Origin of the sequence: Chitinophaga ginsengisoli (assembly GCF_003014595.1) — a bacterium.
Classification (GTDB): domain Bacteria; phylum Bacteroidota; class Bacteroidia; order Chitinophagales; family Chitinophagaceae; genus Chitinophaga; species Chitinophaga ginsengisoli.
In genome coordinates this window covers 38,359-54,145 of the sequence record NZ_PYGK01000001.1, presented here as the reverse complement: position 1 = coordinate 54,145, position 15,787 = coordinate 38,359, and the positions used below count along the sequence as shown (strand labels likewise).

Here is a 15,787-nt window from a genome sequence, read left to right as displayed (position 1 = left end):
GTTATGAAGTTTGATAAGATTAAGAACAAGGGACAGGCGCGACTATTTGAAAGCAGGTATTTAGAGATGCTCACCAAAACACACCCCCTTGTAATATGGGCCATGTATGTGCCTATTATCAGTTACATGTTATACTACAGCAATACCACATTGGATTTTAGTATTGCCCGCATCGTAACGGTTTTTCTGGGAGCTATGTTTTTCTGGACATTATTTGAATACTTCATGCATCGCTATTTGTTTCATTTCAGCAGCGAAAATCCCAGAATAAAAAGGTTCATCTACGTCATGCATGGCAATCACCATGAATACCCCCGTGACAAGCAGAGATTATTCATGCCCCCGGTGCCCAGCCTGATCCTGGCTTCCCTTATTTTTGGCTCACAATATTTTTTCCTGAGAGAGTATACGTTCATGTTTTTCCCTGGTTTTTTACTGGGTTACCTGATCTATGGCAGTATGCATTATGCGATCCATGCCTGGAACCCTCCCACCAGATTGCTGAAACCATTATGGCGTAATCATCATCTTCACCATTACAAGGGTGAAGAGAAGGGATTCGGCGTAAGCTCCAGTATCTGGGATTACATCTTCAGAACAAGCTTTGATCTGGAAAAGGAGAAGGAAGACAAGGCGAAAGTAAGGGAACTGATGTTCAACAAACAATAATCCCGGTTACCATTTTTCTTCACCGTCATCAGGTGGAGGTTGACTATAAGTTTTACGGGCAATAATCTTTTCCTGTTGTCTTTCTATCAGCAATGCGGCGATCTTTCTATATACTCCCGGAGTAAGGTCTGCCTCAAGTATCCTGCGGATCTTCAATTCTGAGACATCCACTTTATAGAGCAGCAGTACAAATTGCTGAAAGTCTGTGCTGATAAGGATTTCCAGTTTTTCAGCCAGTAATGCTTCCAGTTGATCATAGGTAATATCCGGAGCCGTCTGTAAGGCGGCATCTGCTGATAATTGTAATGAAGTTTCCGGCAATAATTGTATCATACACAAAAGTAAAAAGGTCCCGTCTCAGACGGGACCTTTTGTATGTTATTTCATTTGTTTGATCTTGTAAGAGGCGTTGGTCACTATCTTCACCGGCACCTTGATATCTTTCTTGATCCGTTTGGCCTTATTGGCCTTGTAGGTGTAAGTACCGTTCATTTCCGTATTCTGTGCGCAGATACTAGGCAAGCCGGTATTACGGTCTATCAGATAGTTTGTCATGATATCTCCGCTGATCTCAGCGGTAGCCTGTATGCCATCATCAATGGTAAAGGTTTCCACTTTATTGGTAGAGATCTTGCCGGTACCATCGATCTTGGCCGTCTGGGCGTCCCAGGTTTGCAGGTTCCAGTACAGGTCAATATTACCTACCAGGCCTGTGCGGATGGGCACATTTTCTTCCCAGCGGGTACCTGTTTTGATACTGCGTACCGGGTATATCACCAGGAGCTGTTCCAGCCAGGAGCGGAACGCGTTGGTCCCGAACTGGTCTTTCATGAGTTTCTTATAGGCTTCCTGTTCATCATCTTTCAGGTTGGAGAAAGTGGCAGATGCTTTATCCAGCAGGTCATCCAACCCGGTGATCTTGTTAATGAAACCAGAGGAAGAGATGTCTACAGTGAAAGGATGGTCCAGGATGCTTTTCAGGGCAGCCTGGAAAGGTTCTTTATCATTCGGCACGTTAGCGTCAACGAGAATGTTCTGGTTACGTGCGTTGAAGTTAAATTTAAGTTCTTTATACCGGAAGGTCAGGTAAGCATGACCGGGAATGACGTCTTCAATATTGATGCTGATGGTATTGTTAAAGTCGCGGGTTACGCGTTGCATGACATCATCAACAGTAGTGTATGTTTCACTGCGGCTCTCCTGTTTCAGTTCAAACTGCTGTCCTTTCAGAAAGCTGTAACCAAGGTCTATATAATCTCTTTTTTCATCTGACTGGGCTTTCACAGGCAGAGCCAATACTGCTCCCATCGCCATTGACACCAAAAATCGCTTCATCATTACGCTATATTTTTTAAACATACTTTTCAATTACACCCAGGCCGAAAAGGGCAAAATCATATTTGGCAGGGTCCAGCGGGTCCAGTTGCCGGAGTTGCCTGGTAAGGGCAAGCGCTGTTTTCCAGTCTGACTTTGCAGCAGGGATCAACCCCAGTCTGGTAGCCACTCTTCCAACATGTACATCCATTGGGCACACCAGCTGAGATGGCTGAATATGCTGCCATAGTCCAAAATCCACGCCATTTTCGTCGTTCCTGACCATCCAGCGAAGGTACATATTCAATCTTTTACAGGCGGAATTTCTCGCCGGCGTTGAAATATGTTTTCGGGTCCTTTCAGGGTGTTCCGGCAGAAAGAACATGTGATGGAAGCCACGGAGGGCGTTTTCGACAGTTTCGTCTTCCGGTGTAATATGCCCGCTGAAGGCGAATTCAAGCGAAGTGACATCTGTATAATATCCCTGAAGGAATTCTACAAAATACATCAGGTCTACCCCGTTGAAGGTCCGGTGACAGAAGCGGAGCAATTTCATCCGCTCTTTGGGTTTATGGTTGAGGACGAAGTCGTAAGGTGCATCGTCCATCATTTTCATCAGTTCCGTACACTTATTGATGATGGTGGTACGATTGCCCCAGGCCAGGATAGCAGCAAACAATCCGGAAATTTCAATGTCCTGAAGCTTTGTAAACCTGTGCGGGATGCATATAGGATCGCCCGCAATAAATTCCGGGGTATTATAATGTGCCGCTTTTGCGTCTAAAAAAGTCTTCAGTTGCTGGAATTTCATAATGGTTGCCAGGTTTTTAGTACTATGGCTCCGGGGTGCAATACACCGGCAGTCCGAAAAATAAGGAAAGATGTTCACAATACAGGAATTTATATAGATAACTGGTTATCTACTATAGACAACTGATAGTGAGTATTATGAGTATTCCGGAGCTGGTGTGCGCCGGAACTGCAACCGGAGTGTGAAGTGTATGAGGATGTACGCGATATACCTCCTCATACACTTCCGTGGAACTTCCTGGAAAAGTGTAATATGGTTACCCGATAGCTTTCTGCAGGTCAGCAATGAGATCTTCAACATCCTCGATACCTACGCTGAGGCGGATGAGGGAATCCACCAGGCCGTTGGCAATACGATCTTCCCTTGGTATGGAAGCATGCGTCATGCTGGCGGGGTGTCCTATCAGAGATTCCACACCGCCCAGTGATTCGGCGAGTGAGAACAGATGGGTACCGCTCAATACTTTCATGGCTGCCTCCTGGCTATCGTCCTTGAGGGTGAAGGAGATCATGCCGCCAAAACCTCTCATCTGCTGTTTGGCAATGTGGTGGTTAGGATGATCTTCAAAGCCACACCAGTACACTTTATCCACTTTGGGGTGCTGACGAAGGAAGTTAGCAATAGCAACGCCATTCTCACAATGCCGCTGCATGCGTACGTGCAGGGTCTTCAGTCCGCGTAATACCAGGAAGCAGTCCTGCGGGCCGGGTACTGCGCCGCAGCTGTTCTGTATAAAATAGAGTTGCTTAGCCAGCGCTTCATCTTTTACGATGATGGCCCCATGCACCACATCACTATGACCGCCCAGGTATTTGGTTGCACTGTGTACAACAATATGTGCGCCAAGGTCCAGGGGATTTTGCAGATACGGGGAAGCAAAGGTATTGTCTACACAAAGCAGAATATTATGTTCCTGCGCAATTTTGGCGCTGGCAGCAATATCAATAATGTTCAGCAGCGGATTGGTAGGTGTTTCTATCCAGATCAGTTTTGTATTGGCATTGATATATTTGCGGATATTCTCTGCGTCTTGCATACCGATAAAGTGAAATTTAATACCATACCGTTCGAATATTTTGGTGAAAATGCGGTAAGTGCCACCATAAAGGTCGTTGGAGGCAATGACTTCATCACCAGGGTTGAGCAGTTTCAACACTGCGTCGGTTGCGGCCAGGCCACTACCGAAAGAGATACCGTGTTTACCATTCTCTATAGCGGCAAGGGCATCTTGCAATGCATCGCGGGTTGGGTTTTGTGTACGGGCGTACTCATAGCCTTTATGCTGGCCGGGGGCGCTTTGTACATAGGTGGATGTCTGAAAAATGGGGGTCATGATTGCCCCGGTTGACGGATCGGGGCTTACGCCTGCGTGTATGAGTTTAGTTCCCAGCTTCATGCCTGAAATATTTTGTTGTGAGATGATCTGTTAATCTGAAAGTTTCAAAGGTACTAATTCCGGCATTGCGGAGAATGAAGGGAGAAAGTCTGGCGTATAACAGGTGCGTGAATGCTATCTTGAAGACATCCAATAAGATAGCTCATCAGATAATAAAAAAGGCGAATAAGTAGTTCTACGCAATACCAGGCTGAGGTATAAATACGCCCTACAGGCGTGGTTTTTGTCCGAAATGGCTATCAAAAGTTCCTTCACGGAAGAAAATGCAACATTCACGAACAAAATTTGTTCACTCAGCCGAAACCGTAGTTTCCGCGCAGTAATTCGCCCTACATTTGAAAAGGTTTTTCATAGGATATGGTTAAAATTCGTGGGCGGTAATCTTACCGCCTTTTTTCTTACTTAATTAAAAGCGAAAAGGGAATAGCTTGCTATTCCCTTTTCGCTTTTAATCTTTTATTCTATGCTGTTGTGTGTCCCACCCGATCTCTATATTCTGTTGGATTAAGATGGTCTCTTATTCACATTCACATTTTATGCTGTGGCGTATTACAGATGATCTGAACAGGTACCTACTTCTTCTTATCAGCCTTTGCAACAGTTGCAGGTGCTTTTTCCGACCATTTAATAGGAAGGCTTACACTGGTGGTATCCCAGGCTACAACCAGGTTAGCGCCATAGTCTGCCTTTTCGAAAACGATTGTAAAAGGTTCAACAGGTGTGGCCAGTTTAACAACCGGAACATCTGTCCTTACCACATCTTTGTGCTGATCGTATTTAAACGCACCCCAGATATCTGTTTCACGGTTTACGATCATTGTCCATTTTTGTTCTGAAAGCAGCGCATAGAGTGTATAGCGTCCTTTAGGAATGGCTTTGCCACCGATTACAACGGGACGGAAGAACTCAACTTCTGTGGCCTCATTGGCGCCCAGGCGATAGATCTCGCCATATGATTCCAGTTCACCAAAGATCTTTCTGCCTTTTTTCTGTGGACGGCTGTAAATAACACGTGCTACCAGCGATCCTGGTTCACCTTTTACTTTCACTATGTAAGGATACATTACAGGATAATAGGCCATATCCATAGGGCTGGCATCTAAAGGGGGCATCTTTTTGTCCTGCGCATAGCTGGAATGGCCGGTGAAGCCTGCTATGGCGATAAGCAGCATTACTCGTACTAGATTTTTCATTGTTGGCTATCAATTCAAATGTTAAGAATAATAGTGCAAACGTACGATTTAATGTGTGTAAGTTTTAACGAACGCGACCAATTCAGGAAAGAATGTACGGTAATGTGCAGCGAGTGTATCGTAATGTTCCTTCAGTACAATATAAGGTGCATCTGCTGTTACATCGAGATATTTGGCCCTGTGTACGATACCATTAAAGCTTTTATAAATACCGTCCATAAACCTGTAGCCATACAGCCAGTCATGTTGCTGCATATGGTGGAACACCTGTTGGAATACAGGCGGCAGTATATCATGATGACTGGCTATAACAGCATATACTTCTCTTGAAAAAGCAGGCAGGGTTTTATCGGTAAAAATGCTTGGATCTGTAGCAAGGAAGTGATCGTATACGATGTCAATGAATACAGCGCTGTACCTGCCACAGGAAGGCTGAAAGTATTCCCTGGCGGCCAATGTAACAGGATGCGTATCTGTAAAGTTATCAATGGCTCTATGTAACTGTATCCCCTGCTGTATGTGTGGCTCGTATTCCTGCCACTGTTTACCTTTTACATAATCTGCAATCATATTGCCTACTATCAGCGACTGATCATGAAAAGAGAGATATGCGTGGGCCAGGTAATTCATACACTGAAGATAGAATAACTTTTGCAGCTACTACAGTTTGCAAACGGATGCACTTATACTGATTCAATGTTACGTGAGTGTTAAGGTTGTCAATCAATTTGTTAAATCCCCGTTTTAGGTTAGTTTTTATACCGTTTTAGGTGATTGCCGGAGAAGAAAAATGTGCTGACATTTGTGTCGTCATGTTGAAAGCAACCCGAAGTTAACACAGTGAACAAATCGTTAACCATTGGTAAAGGGACAGAGAGAAACCGCATAAAATTCCATTCGTCAACGATCCTGGAATTTCCGTCCAGTTTAACAAAAGCTTAACGGAGACCGTTGCAACAATCGGGCGTTCAGCGCAACATGTGCATGGCAAAGGAAGTATGTGTGAAGACAAGGTACGTTTACTATGCCGGTAGTATGAGTGGTTTTAGCCAAGTAATCTAGCGTATCCACTTATAACAAAGCATTTGACCCGCACCTGTTCTAACATGTACATTTACATCACAAAACAAACCAATAAAAGTTTCCGCCATGAAACCTAGCATCAATTCAACTAACCTCACAAGCGCATCTGCGGATGCAACCCGGTTACCTGGTAACCGGTTCAAAAGAATGCTGCTTTTATTTGCAGCAGTACTTTTCTTCTCCACACAGTTTGCCTTCGCCGGCACCAAGGAAATGGAAGCTACTACCAAACTGAAACAGGCACTCAGTAAAGAGTTTGCCGGTGCTTCCGATGTGAAATGGTACAGCGAAGACAACAAGACGTTTATGGCTAAATTTAACCTGAACGCACGGAGTGTAACTGCTTACTTTGACGGAGAAGGTAACCTGCTGGCTACCCGCCGTTACATCGACGAGCAGTATCTGCCACTGGCTGTATCCAACAAACTGGCAAAACGTTACCCTAAAGAAAAAGTTCGCTGGGTAGTGGAGTTTGACAGTGAAGGCTCAACCGTTTATTATGTTACACTGGAAGGTGAAAAGACCTGGAAAGTGATCAAGGCTGGTGCTACCGGCGATCTGAGTGTTTACCAGAACATGAAAAAAGTTTAGACATCAGTTCATCAGTTGAAAGTCCATAGTCAGCATAGTCCATAGTAGCAGCCGCTATTATGGGCTATTTTTTTATTCCTTACCTTTGCCGTTCTCTAATGGATTTTAAACTTATAAACGGACATGAATAAAGGACCTGTTTCTCAATTTATCCAGCACCACTACCGCCACTTCAATGCGGCTGCACTGGTAGATGCTGCAAAGGGATATGAAACACATTTGCTGGAGGGCGGTAAAATGCTGGTATCCCTTGCTGGTGCTATGAGTACCGCCGAGTTGGGCATTTCTTTCGCGGAAATGATCCGCCAGGGAAAAGTAGACATCATCTCCTGTACCGGGGCCAACCTGGAAGAGGATATCATGAACCTCGTAGCCCACACACATTACAAAAGGGTACCTCATTACCGTGATCTGAGCCCCCAGGAAGAGTGGGATCTGTTACAGGGTGGTTTTAACAGGGTGACTGATACCTGTATCCCTGAGGAAGAGGCTTTCCGTCGCATACAGGAACATATTCATAAAATCTGGAAAGATGCAGAAGCCAACGGCGAACGCTATTTCCCGCACGAATACATGTACAAGCTGCTGCTGAGCGGTGTGATGAAAGAGCATTATGAGATCGATCCGAAAAACAGCTGGATGATCGCTGCTGCTGAACGTAATATTCCGATCGTTGTACCAGGATGGGAAGACAGCACTATGGGTAATATCTTTGCTTCTTACGTGATCAAGGGTGAACTGCAGGCTTCTACCATGAAGAGCGGTATCGAGTACATGGTATGGCTGACTGAATGGTACCGTAACAATTCCGCTGGTAAAGGCGTAGGCTTCTTCCAGATCGGTGGTGGTATCGCGGGCGACTTCCCTATCTGCGTAGTGCCAATGATGTACCAGGACCTCGAATGGCATGATGTACCTTTCTGGAGTTACTTCTGCCAGATCTCTGACTCTACCACTTCTTACGGTTCTTATTCCGGAGCAGTACCTAACGAGAAGATCACCTGGGGTAAACTCGATATTAACACGCCGAAATTTATCGTTGAATCTGATGCTACTATCGTAGCGCCATTAATATTTGCTTACCTGCTCGGCTGGTAAGAATATCTGTCAACAGACAAAATACTATAACAGAACGCTGATCATTACATTTTTTTGTGGTGATCAGCGTTTTGCATTGGTAGAATGCTATCACTTTTAATATAAAAAGGGTATATTGTACCCTTATAACTTCCAAATATGAAAAACATTATTCCACTTCTAACGGTGGCGGCCGCGGTAAGCATAAGCGCCTGCCAGTCTGGTACAAAAACCAACAATAATACAACAGATAGTATGAGTACGAATCAAGACACTGTTTCCGCAGGACAGATATCAGATGCTGCATTTGACAAAATGGTTGATGGCAAACAGGTGAAACTGTACCACCTGAAAAGAGGCAACCTCGAGGTGGCTATCACAAACTATGGCGGCAAGATCGTAAGCCTGATGGCGCCAGACAAACAAGGACAACTGGCTGATGTGGAGTTGGGTTATGACAATATCGACCAGTATGTAAATACCAAGGAAAGGTATTATGGCGGTATCGTTGGACGTTATGGTAACCGTATTGCCAAAGGCAAATTCAAAGTAGATGGTAAGGAATATACCCTCGCTACAAACAATGGCGTAAACCACCTACATGGCGGTAAAAAGGGCTTCAATGATGTGGTATGGGATGCCGAGCAGCCTAATGATCATACGCTGAAACTGCACTACCTGTCAAAAGATGGTGAAGAAGGATATCCAGGTAACCTGGACATTACCCTCACCTACGAGCTGACAGACAGCAATGCAGTGAAGATCGATTATTCCGCTACTACCGACAAGGCGACCGTAGTAAACCTGACCAATCACTCTTTCTTTAACCTGCATGGCGCCGGTAACGGTGATATCAATGATCATATCATGTATATCAATGCAGATAAATATACCCCGGTTGACAGTACTTTGATCCCTAAGGGTAAACTGGAGCCGGTAAAAGGTACGCCAATGGATTTCACCACTCCTACCAAAATCGGCGACAGGGTGGATGCTGATTTCGAGCAGCTGAAATTCGGTAAAGGCTATGACCACAACTATGTACTGAACAAGAAAGGCAAGGAACTGTCACTGGCGGCTACCGTAGAGGAACCGAAGAGCGGCCGTTTCCTGGAAGTGTGGACAACTGAGCCTGGTGTACAGTTCTATGGTGGTAACTTCCTGGATGGTACCGACAAGGGTAAAGAAGGTAAGACCTACGTACACCGTGGTGCTTTCTGCCTGGAAACACAGCATTTCCCCGATTCTCCTAACCAGCCAGCTTTCCCTTCAGTGGTGCTGAAACCAGGTGAGACTTATACATCTACCTGTGTGTATAAGTTTGGTGTGAAATAAGGAGGCGTTCGTTAAGATAATTCAATGCCATAGTACCTGCGGGTGCTATGGCTTTTTTTATGCTTATAGCTTCGTTTCAATCCCCTTTTGAAGAGGTACAAACAATGTTTCACCTATGTCTAACTTACGTTCATCTTACGTTCCGAACGTAGGATGAACGTAAGTTAGACATAGGTGAAACATTGTTACATCCTGATTAAATCGAAGTTTGGTCCTTAGTCTGTCGTCGGTAGAGGTTCGGTAGAGGCTATATCCTATAGGCTCTCTGGTCCTACATTACAGGCACTATTCTATAGCGATCGCTATAGGAAGTGCCTATAATGCTATAGTAGAGGGCCTATAGGATATAGCCTCCACTGAATCTCTACCGAATTTCGCCTAGATCTCTCCGGGATATCATCATCAGAAAAACAGGTCGGAAGCAATCCCATCTGCAAATAACCTTCCTTCAGGTGTCAATACCAGCGCATCTCCTTTCAGCAGCATCCAGCCTTTGTCTATGAAGGGGCGTGTCATTTTCAGCAGGGTATCACGTGTATCAGTACCAAAGCGTTCGGCTACTATAGGCAGCAGGCAGCCCTCGGAGGTGCGGAGGGTGGTCATGATGTATTCGTTCAGCATCATGGTGGGCGTCAGTTCTTCCAGTTCGAAGGGAATGGTGTCCTGCTCCATACTTTTGATGTAAAGGGCATTATTGGCGATGTTCCACTGGCGGGAGTGGCCATTGAATGAGTGGGCGGAAGGACCTAATCCCAGGTAGGGCTGAGACTGCCAGTAACTGCTGTTGTGCCTGGAATGCCAACCGGGTAAGGCGAAGTTGGAGATCTCGTAATGTTCATAGCCCGCTTTGGCGGTCCACTGCATGAGCATTTCAAAGTGTCGGGCGGCCTTATCGGTATCCACGGCGGCTACTTTCTTTTTGCGGATGAACTGATCAAGTGCGGTGCCGGGTTCTACGGTGAGGGCGTAACAGGAAAGGTGTTGTACACCAAGATCGATGGCCTGTTGTACATTGGCAGCCCAGCCTTCATCGGTAAGGGTTGGCCCGCCATAGATCAGGTCTATGGTCAGGTTATTGAAACCCGCTGCCTGAGCGTCACGGATGCACTGTAAGGCCTGCTGGCTGTTGTGTGCCCGGTTCATCCAGCGGAGGTCTTCCTCATAGAAGGACTGTATACCGATACTCAGCCGGTTAACGCCGGCAGCACGGAGGTCTTTCAGTTTTTCGGAAGAAAGATCATCGGGATTGGCTTCCAGGGTGATCTCTGCCTCGGGGGATATTTTAAAAGTATCGTACAGTTTGTCCAGCAACTGTTGGAGGTCTTCCCTGCCCAGGAGACTGGGTGTGCCCCCACCGAAGTAGATGCTGGTAACGGTCTGGCCGGCGAGGTAGTCCTTCTGCAGCGTGATTTCACGCAGCATTTGCTTTATCAGGGCTGGTTGTAATGCGAGGGAAGTGGAAAAATGAAAATTGCAGTAGTAACAAGCCTGTTTGCAAAAAGGAATATGTAGATAAATACCTGCCATGTTTTTGTAGTTCGATGAGTTGGAATGGTTCTCCGGCTGCGTTACGTTCCTGACTGTGACAGCAGGGGCATTCCAATGAAAGCAGCGGCAAAGGTACGCTAATAGTGAGGGATATTAAGCGCGACAGATACAGCAAAGGTGTATATCAAAATTGGGACCTGCCGCGTTTATAGAACGAATGCTACATCCAGGGAAGGATTTCGCAGCCATAATTTGTTGGCGACAATGGGTTTCCTGATCTGAAAATGGTGAGGTAGAGAACGGCTGATAGTCTATATACCACGAATGTGTAGCAAGGATAATTGCTGAGTATTGCTTAAACAAGTATATGGTTATTATCCTGTACGATCTATTGAGGATGAACAATTTTTATATCTTTGCCCACATCTTTACACGGCATTAAAAAATTATTTCCTGGTGCGAAACTGGTTGTTGTTTTTGTTTATTATACCCTGTTTACGTTTGGCGGCTCAGACGGATAGTTCTGTTCGGCAGGAGCCGGCGGTGCAGCATACGCCTGCAAAAGTACAGCGTGCTCCCGGGGATACAGCTGCCAGGCCAGTGAAAAAGAAAGTGCCCGTTGTTAAAAAAGACAGCGCAGGTGTAACGATACCTGTAAGCGCCTTAAAGCCTGCCGCTCCGGTAGCGCCAGTAGTGAGCAGTCCTGTTGTTCCGGCAACCCCGGCAGCTACAAAGCCCGTTGCTACAGCAGTTTCCCCTGACAGCGCACAGCAGCAGACTGTCGTACCTTCAAGACAGGAAACGGCCTATGATCTGTTCCTAAAGGAGCTGACGGCAAAAAATGTGTTTTTAAGGAGCAATAAGCCCACCCGACTGGATGTAAACAAGCTGAGGGTGTTTGACGACCTTGACTGGCTGGTGTATGTGATGGCAGGTGTAGTGCTGCTGCTGGGCATCATCCGCTTAAGCTATCTGAAATACTTCTCTGACCTGTTCCGGGCATTTATGAACCCAACGCTGAGCCAGCGTCAGCTGAAGGACCAGTTATCACAGTCGCCTTTCCCCAACTTCCTGCTGAACAGCTTTTTTGTGATCAGCCTGGCATTGTACCTTTATCTGCTGATGTACCGTCAGCAGTACATTACCAGTAATACCGCCTGGATGGCTATACCTGGTCTGATAGTGCTGGTAGCTGTTGTATATGGGGTAAAATACCTGATGCTGCGTTTCTGTGGGTGGTTATTTGGCAGTAGTGAACTGGCAGATGCCTATATCTTCATCCTGTATCTTATCAATAAGGTTTTAGGCATTTTGCTGGTGCCATTCCTGGTGATCTTAGCTTTTTGTACGCCGGAATTGGCAAAAGCATTTATGTATATCTCTATATTCTTTATTGTTTTATTGGTGGCATACCGGTATATACGGTCGTATTCAGTGGTAAAACAATACTTATCTTTCAGCAGATTGCATTTTTTTCTTTACCTTTGCGCATTCGAAGTAGCGCCGGTTTTAATAATAACTAAGGTGTTGCTGGTCGCGTTAACTGGTGGTCTCTGATAAAAAACTGCCTATTGTTAACACAAGAGCAAAAAAACGTATGATTAAAGGCGGGCCAAAAAAAGATTTGCAAGCAAAACACATTCAGTCAATTCTAATTTCCCAACCTAAGCCTGAAACAGAAAAATCACCATACTTTGAACTGGCGAAAAAATTCAATGTAAAATTGGATTTTTATCCGTTTATAAGGGTGGAGGGGCTGTCCGCAAAAGACTTCAGGAAACAAAAGATTGACATACAGAATTTTACGGCGGTTATTTTTACCAGCCGCAATGCTGTTGACCATTTTTTCAGGATCTGTGAGGAAATGAAGATCAAGGTGTCACAGGACTGTAAGTACTTCTGTATCACAGAAGCTATTGCCCTGTATTTGCAGAAATTCATCCTGTACCGGAAACGTAAGGTATTCTATGGTGCTGACGGTTCTACCAAAAGCCTGCTGGAAGTGATGAACAAGCACCGCGACAATGAGAAGTTCCTGTTCCCCAGCTCTGACAGTCAGCGGAAAGACATTGAAGAATGGCTGAAAGCCAACAAATGCGAATACGCTACCGCCACACTGTATAAAACAGTTTCTAACGACGTGAAGGAAGTGATTGAAGGCACTGAATATGATATGATCGTCTTTTTCAGTCCGTATGGTGTAAAATCCCTGTTTGAGAATGTTCCAAAGTTCGAACAGAATGGCACCCGCATCGGTTCTTTCGGTCCTACTACATCTGCAGCTGTTGAGGAAGCTGGCCTCCGGCTGGACGTGAAAGCGCCTACTCCACAAGCACCCTCTATGGTGGCTGCTCTTGAGCAGTACCTGGCGGCGATAAACAAAAAATAACACGAAAATTACTGCAAAATAATTGAGTAAAGGGACAGCAAACGCTGTCCCTTTGTTATATTTGAGGTAACGAAGGGGATCAGGGAATACACGGGCCAAACCATCATACTGTAGAAAAACAACAGAATAACCATAACTGTGAACAGACTAGCGAAAGAAACCAGTCCTTACCTGCTGCAGCACGCTCACAACCCGGTAGATTGGTATCCATGGGGGGAGGAAGCACTGCAAAAGGCCAAAGCAGAAGATAAGCCTATTTTAGTCAGTATTGGATATGCCGCTTGCCATTGGTGTCATGTTATGGAGCGGGAGAGTTTCGAAGATGAAGGAACTGCCCGTATCATGAACGAGCTTTTCATTAATATCAAGATAGACAGGGAAGAACGTCCGGATCTGGACCACATCTACATGGATGCGGTACAGGCAATGACGGGTTCCGGTGGCTGGCCACTGAATGTGTTCCTGACACCCGATAAACTGCCTTTTTACGGAGGGACCTATTTCCCGCCGGTGAAAGCATTTAACCGTCCCTCCTGGAAGGAAGTACTGCTGGCATTGTCCCAGGCCTTCAACGAGCGGAGGGAAGATCTGGAAACCCAGGCGGAAAACATGCGGGATCACCTGACGCAGGCTTCCCGCTTTGGGGAGAAGCCCATTGATCTGCAACTGGTGCCGAAGGAAGAGTTGTTTACAAAAGAACAGTGTAATACGATCTTCAGCAATATGATGCAACAGGGAGATAAGGAATGGGGCGGTTTCGGCCATGCTCCTAAGTTTCCCGGAACGTTTATTATTCAGTACCTGCTAAGGTATCATCATAGTTTTAACGAACCACAGGCGCTGCAACAGGCCCTGTTATCCCTGGACAAAATGATCCAGGGCGGGATCTATGACCAGCTGGGGGGCGGATTTGCCCGTTACAGCACGGACGCCAAATGGCTGGCGCCCCATTTTGAGAAGATGCTGTACGACAATGCCTTGTTGGTAGATGTGATGAGCGAGGCGTACTCGCTGACACGCAATGAGTTGTATGCACGGACAATTGCGGATACCCTTGGCTTTGTGACGCGGGAGATGACGGATGCCGGCGGTGGATTTTACAGTGCGCTGGACGCCGATTCTGAGGGAGTGGAAGGAAAATTCTATACCTGGAGCCGGGAAGAGATAGAAGCAGTGCTTGGGCCGGATGCTGCCTTATTCTGCACATTTTATGATGTGACGGAAGAAGGTAACTGGGAGGAAACCAACATTTTGTGGATCACGAAACGGGCGGCGGTGTTTGCCGCAGAGAACGGGATCACGGAAGAAGCGCTGGAAAAAAGCCTGGCGGTGAGCAGGGAAAAACTGATGGCAGTAAGGGCAAAAAGGGTCAGACCGGGGCTGGACGATAAGATCATACTGGGGTGGAATGCGTTGATGATACACGCCTGTTGTAGGGCTTATGCCGCAGTTGGGGTGGAGCAATACCGGGAGATGGCCATCAATGCCATGAATTTTTGCCTGAATAATCTGCAACAGATTGATAAACAGTCTTTTTTTCATACATTTAAAGCCGGCGTCGCGAAATATCCGGCATTCCTGGATGATTATGCGTGGCTGGTACGGGCTTTGATCGCTTTGCAGGAAGTAACAGGAGATGCTGGGTGGTTGGAAAAAGCACGGGGACTGACGGAATATGTCATTACGAATTTTTCAGACGAAGGGGGCATTTATTTTTATTATACGGAAGCCGGCCAAACCGATGTCATCGTACGTAAGAAGGAAGTTTATGATGGTGCCACTCCCAGTGGCAATGCTGTAATGGCGTCGAACCTGATCTATCTATCAATCGTTTATGACAAAAAGCACTGGTCTGAACGGGGCGTGGCTATGCTGGCAGGGCAGTCGCAGATGGCGGTGAGGTATTCCACCTCCTTCGGCGTATGGGCAGGGCTGTTATTACAACTGGTAAACGGGACAAAGGAGATAGCGGTGGTAGGAAATGATTATAAATCGCGCATGCAGGATACTAACAGGCATTATATTCCGTTTAAAGTACTAGTGGGATCTACAACTGATATACCGGGAATTCCCTTGTTAGAGCAGCGAGAGCGGCCAGGAGAGACGCTTGTATATGTATGTGAGGATTATCATTGTATTAAGCCCGTTAATTATATAGAGGAAATAATTAATTTAAAATAATATTTATGTATCTTGCATGACCATATCTGTGTAAAAAGCGCACGGAAAAATGATTTTGGAAGATATAATAAAATGTTAAAAAGTACGTTTAATTTAAACGTCACGCTTCCTTCAGGGGGCATGAAAAAGTTGGATGAAAACTAACTACGGATTAAAATTAATCGTTACATTTGTTATCTTGCTTAAGAGTGGAGAGAGACTGGGCAGAGGGGTAGAAGTGCTGACTTTGTAGAAAAATACCTTCCAAAGGGAATGAATTT

At 45.7% G+C, this 15,787-nt stretch carries 14 protein-coding genes; 7 read left to right on the top strand and 7 right to left on the bottom strand.

Features of this window, described 5'->3' with window-relative positions:
• Nucleotides 1–3: 3 nt before the first annotated feature.
• Nucleotides 4–669 (top strand): sterol desaturase family protein, encoded by a 666-nt coding sequence (locus tag CLV42_RS00225; RefSeq protein ID WP_106599895.1) that lies wholly within the window; start codon nucleotides 4–6, stop codon nucleotides 667–669.
• Nucleotides 670–675: 6 nt separating this feature from the next.
• Here CLV42_RS00225 and CLV42_RS00220 read toward each other — a convergent pair whose 3' ends face one another.
• From CLV42_RS00220 to CLV42_RS00195, 6 genes are all read right to left on the bottom strand, one after another.
• The gene (locus tag CLV42_RS00220) at nucleotides 676–1,002 is read right to left on the bottom strand and encodes a hypothetical protein (protein ID WP_106599894.1); all 327 of its coding nucleotides are present in this window, start codon (nucleotides 1,000–1,002) and stop codon (nucleotides 676–678) included.
• 45 nt (nucleotides 1,003–1,047) lie between these two features.
• Nucleotides 1,048–2,007 carry a DUF6263 family protein gene (locus CLV42_RS00215; RefSeq protein WP_146154284.1) on the bottom strand — a complete coding sequence of 320 codons (960 nt, stop codon included), beginning with the start codon at nucleotides 2,005–2,007 and terminating at the stop codon, nucleotides 1,048–1,050.
• A gap of 13 nt (nucleotides 2,008–2,020) precedes the next feature.
• A complete protein-coding gene (locus CLV42_RS00210) occupies nucleotides 2,021–2,794 on the bottom strand; it encodes a TIGR02757 family protein (protein ID WP_106599892.1) in 774 nt (257 codons plus the stop codon).
• Nucleotides 2,795–3,050: 256 nt separating this feature from the next.
• Nucleotides 3,051–4,190: a cystathionine gamma-synthase gene (locus CLV42_RS00205; protein WP_106599891.1), complete on the bottom strand. Its 1,140-nt coding sequence runs from the start codon at nucleotides 4,188–4,190 to the stop codon at nucleotides 3,051–3,053.
• A 572-nt stretch (nucleotides 4,191–4,762) separates the two neighbouring features.
• Nucleotides 4,763–5,383, bottom strand: a complete 621-nt coding sequence (locus CLV42_RS00200; RefSeq protein WP_170117343.1) for a DUF2911 domain-containing protein — start codon at nucleotides 5,381–5,383, stop codon at nucleotides 4,763–4,765.
• A 48-nt stretch (nucleotides 5,384–5,431) separates the two neighbouring features.
• Nucleotides 5,432–6,013 (bottom strand): acyl carrier protein phosphodiesterase, encoded by a 582-nt coding sequence (locus tag CLV42_RS00195; protein WP_106599889.1) that lies wholly within the window; start codon nucleotides 6,011–6,013, stop codon nucleotides 5,432–5,434.
• Between the two features lie 519 nt (nucleotides 6,014–6,532).
• Here CLV42_RS00195 and CLV42_RS00190 point away from each other — a divergent pair.
• The 3 genes from CLV42_RS00190 (at nucleotide 6,533) to CLV42_RS00180 (ending at nucleotide 9,469) form a co-directional block, all read left to right on the top strand.
• Nucleotides 6,533–7,057 (top strand): hypothetical protein, encoded by a 525-nt coding sequence (locus CLV42_RS00190; protein ID WP_106599888.1) that lies wholly within the window; start codon nucleotides 6,533–6,535, stop codon nucleotides 7,055–7,057.
• Nucleotides 7,058–7,180: 123 nt separating this feature from the next.
• Entirely contained in the window at nucleotides 7,181–8,155 is a 975-nt protein-coding gene (locus CLV42_RS00185; protein ID WP_106599887.1) for a deoxyhypusine synthase family protein, read from the top strand.
• 138 nt (nucleotides 8,156–8,293) lie between these two features.
• Complete coding sequence (locus CLV42_RS00180) at nucleotides 8,294–9,469, top strand: aldose epimerase family protein (RefSeq protein ID WP_106599886.1); 1,176 nt, start codon at nucleotides 8,294–8,296, stop codon at nucleotides 9,467–9,469.
• A gap of 402 nt (nucleotides 9,470–9,871) precedes the next feature.
• On the opposite strand, the gene hemW is transcribed toward CLV42_RS00180, so the two are convergent.
• Entirely contained in the window at nucleotides 9,872–10,996 is a 1,125-nt protein-coding gene (hemW, locus tag CLV42_RS00175) for a radical SAM family heme chaperone HemW (protein WP_106599885.1), read from the bottom strand.
• 462 nt (nucleotides 10,997–11,458) lie between these two features.
• On the opposite strand from hemW, the gene CLV42_RS00170 reads away from it, so the two are divergent.
• The 3 genes from CLV42_RS00170 (at nucleotide 11,459) to CLV42_RS00160 (ending at nucleotide 15,527) form a co-directional block, all read left to right on the top strand.
• Nucleotides 11,459–12,514: a DUF4271 domain-containing protein gene (locus tag CLV42_RS00170; RefSeq protein WP_146154283.1), complete on the top strand. Its 1,056-nt coding sequence runs from the start codon at nucleotides 11,459–11,461 to the stop codon at nucleotides 12,512–12,514.
• Between the two features lie 40 nt (nucleotides 12,515–12,554).
• On the top strand, nucleotides 12,555–13,346 hold the full coding sequence (locus CLV42_RS00165; RefSeq protein ID WP_106599883.1) for a uroporphyrinogen-III synthase: 792 nt from the start codon (nucleotides 12,555–12,557) through the stop codon (nucleotides 13,344–13,346).
• Between the two features lie 138 nt (nucleotides 13,347–13,484).
• Nucleotides 13,485–15,527, top strand: a complete 2,043-nt coding sequence (locus CLV42_RS00160) for a thioredoxin domain-containing protein (RefSeq protein WP_106599882.1) — start codon at nucleotides 13,485–13,487, stop codon at nucleotides 15,525–15,527.
• Nucleotides 15,528–15,787 lie beyond the last annotated feature (260 nt).

Bases quoted from the DNA above. Each gene is read 5' to 3' on its own strand.
- CLV42_RS00195 (WP_106599889.1), bottom strand. From the start codon at position 6,013: ATGAATTACCTGGCCCACGCATATCTCTCTTTTCATGATCAGTCGCTG.
- CLV42_RS00200 (WP_170117343.1), bottom strand. From the start codon at position 5,383: ATGAAAAATCTAGTACGAGTAATGCTGCTTATCGCCATAGCAGGCTTC.
- CLV42_RS00185 (WP_106599887.1), top strand. From the start codon at position 7,181: ATGAATAAAGGACCTGTTTCTCAATTTATCCAGCACCACTACCGCCAC.
- CLV42_RS00205 (WP_106599891.1), bottom strand. From the start codon at position 4,190: ATGAAGCTGGGAACTAAACTCATACACGCAGGCGTAAGCCCCGATCCG.
- CLV42_RS00220 (WP_106599894.1), bottom strand. From the start codon at position 1,002: ATGATACAATTATTGCCGGAAACTTCATTACAATTATCAGCAGATGCC.
- CLV42_RS00225 (WP_106599895.1), top strand. From the start codon at position 4: ATGAAGTTTGATAAGATTAAGAACAAGGGACAGGCGCGACTATTTGAA.
- hemW (WP_106599885.1), bottom strand. From the start codon at position 10,996: ATGGCAGGTATTTATCTACATATTCCTTTTTGCAAACAGGCTTGTTAC.
- CLV42_RS00215 (WP_146154284.1), bottom strand. From the start codon at position 2,007: ATGATGAAGCGATTTTTGGTGTCAATGGCGATGGGAGCAGTATTGGCT.
- CLV42_RS00165 (WP_106599883.1), top strand. From the start codon at position 12,555: ATGATTAAAGGCGGGCCAAAAAAAGATTTGCAAGCAAAACACATTCAG.
- CLV42_RS00190 (WP_106599888.1), top strand. From the start codon at position 6,533: ATGAAACCTAGCATCAATTCAACTAACCTCACAAGCGCATCTGCGGAT.
- CLV42_RS00180 (WP_106599886.1), top strand. From the start codon at position 8,294: ATGAAAAACATTATTCCACTTCTAACGGTGGCGGCCGCGGTAAGCATA.
- CLV42_RS00210 (WP_106599892.1), bottom strand. From the start codon at position 2,794: ATGAAATTCCAGCAACTGAAGACTTTTTTAGACGCAAAAGCGGCACAT.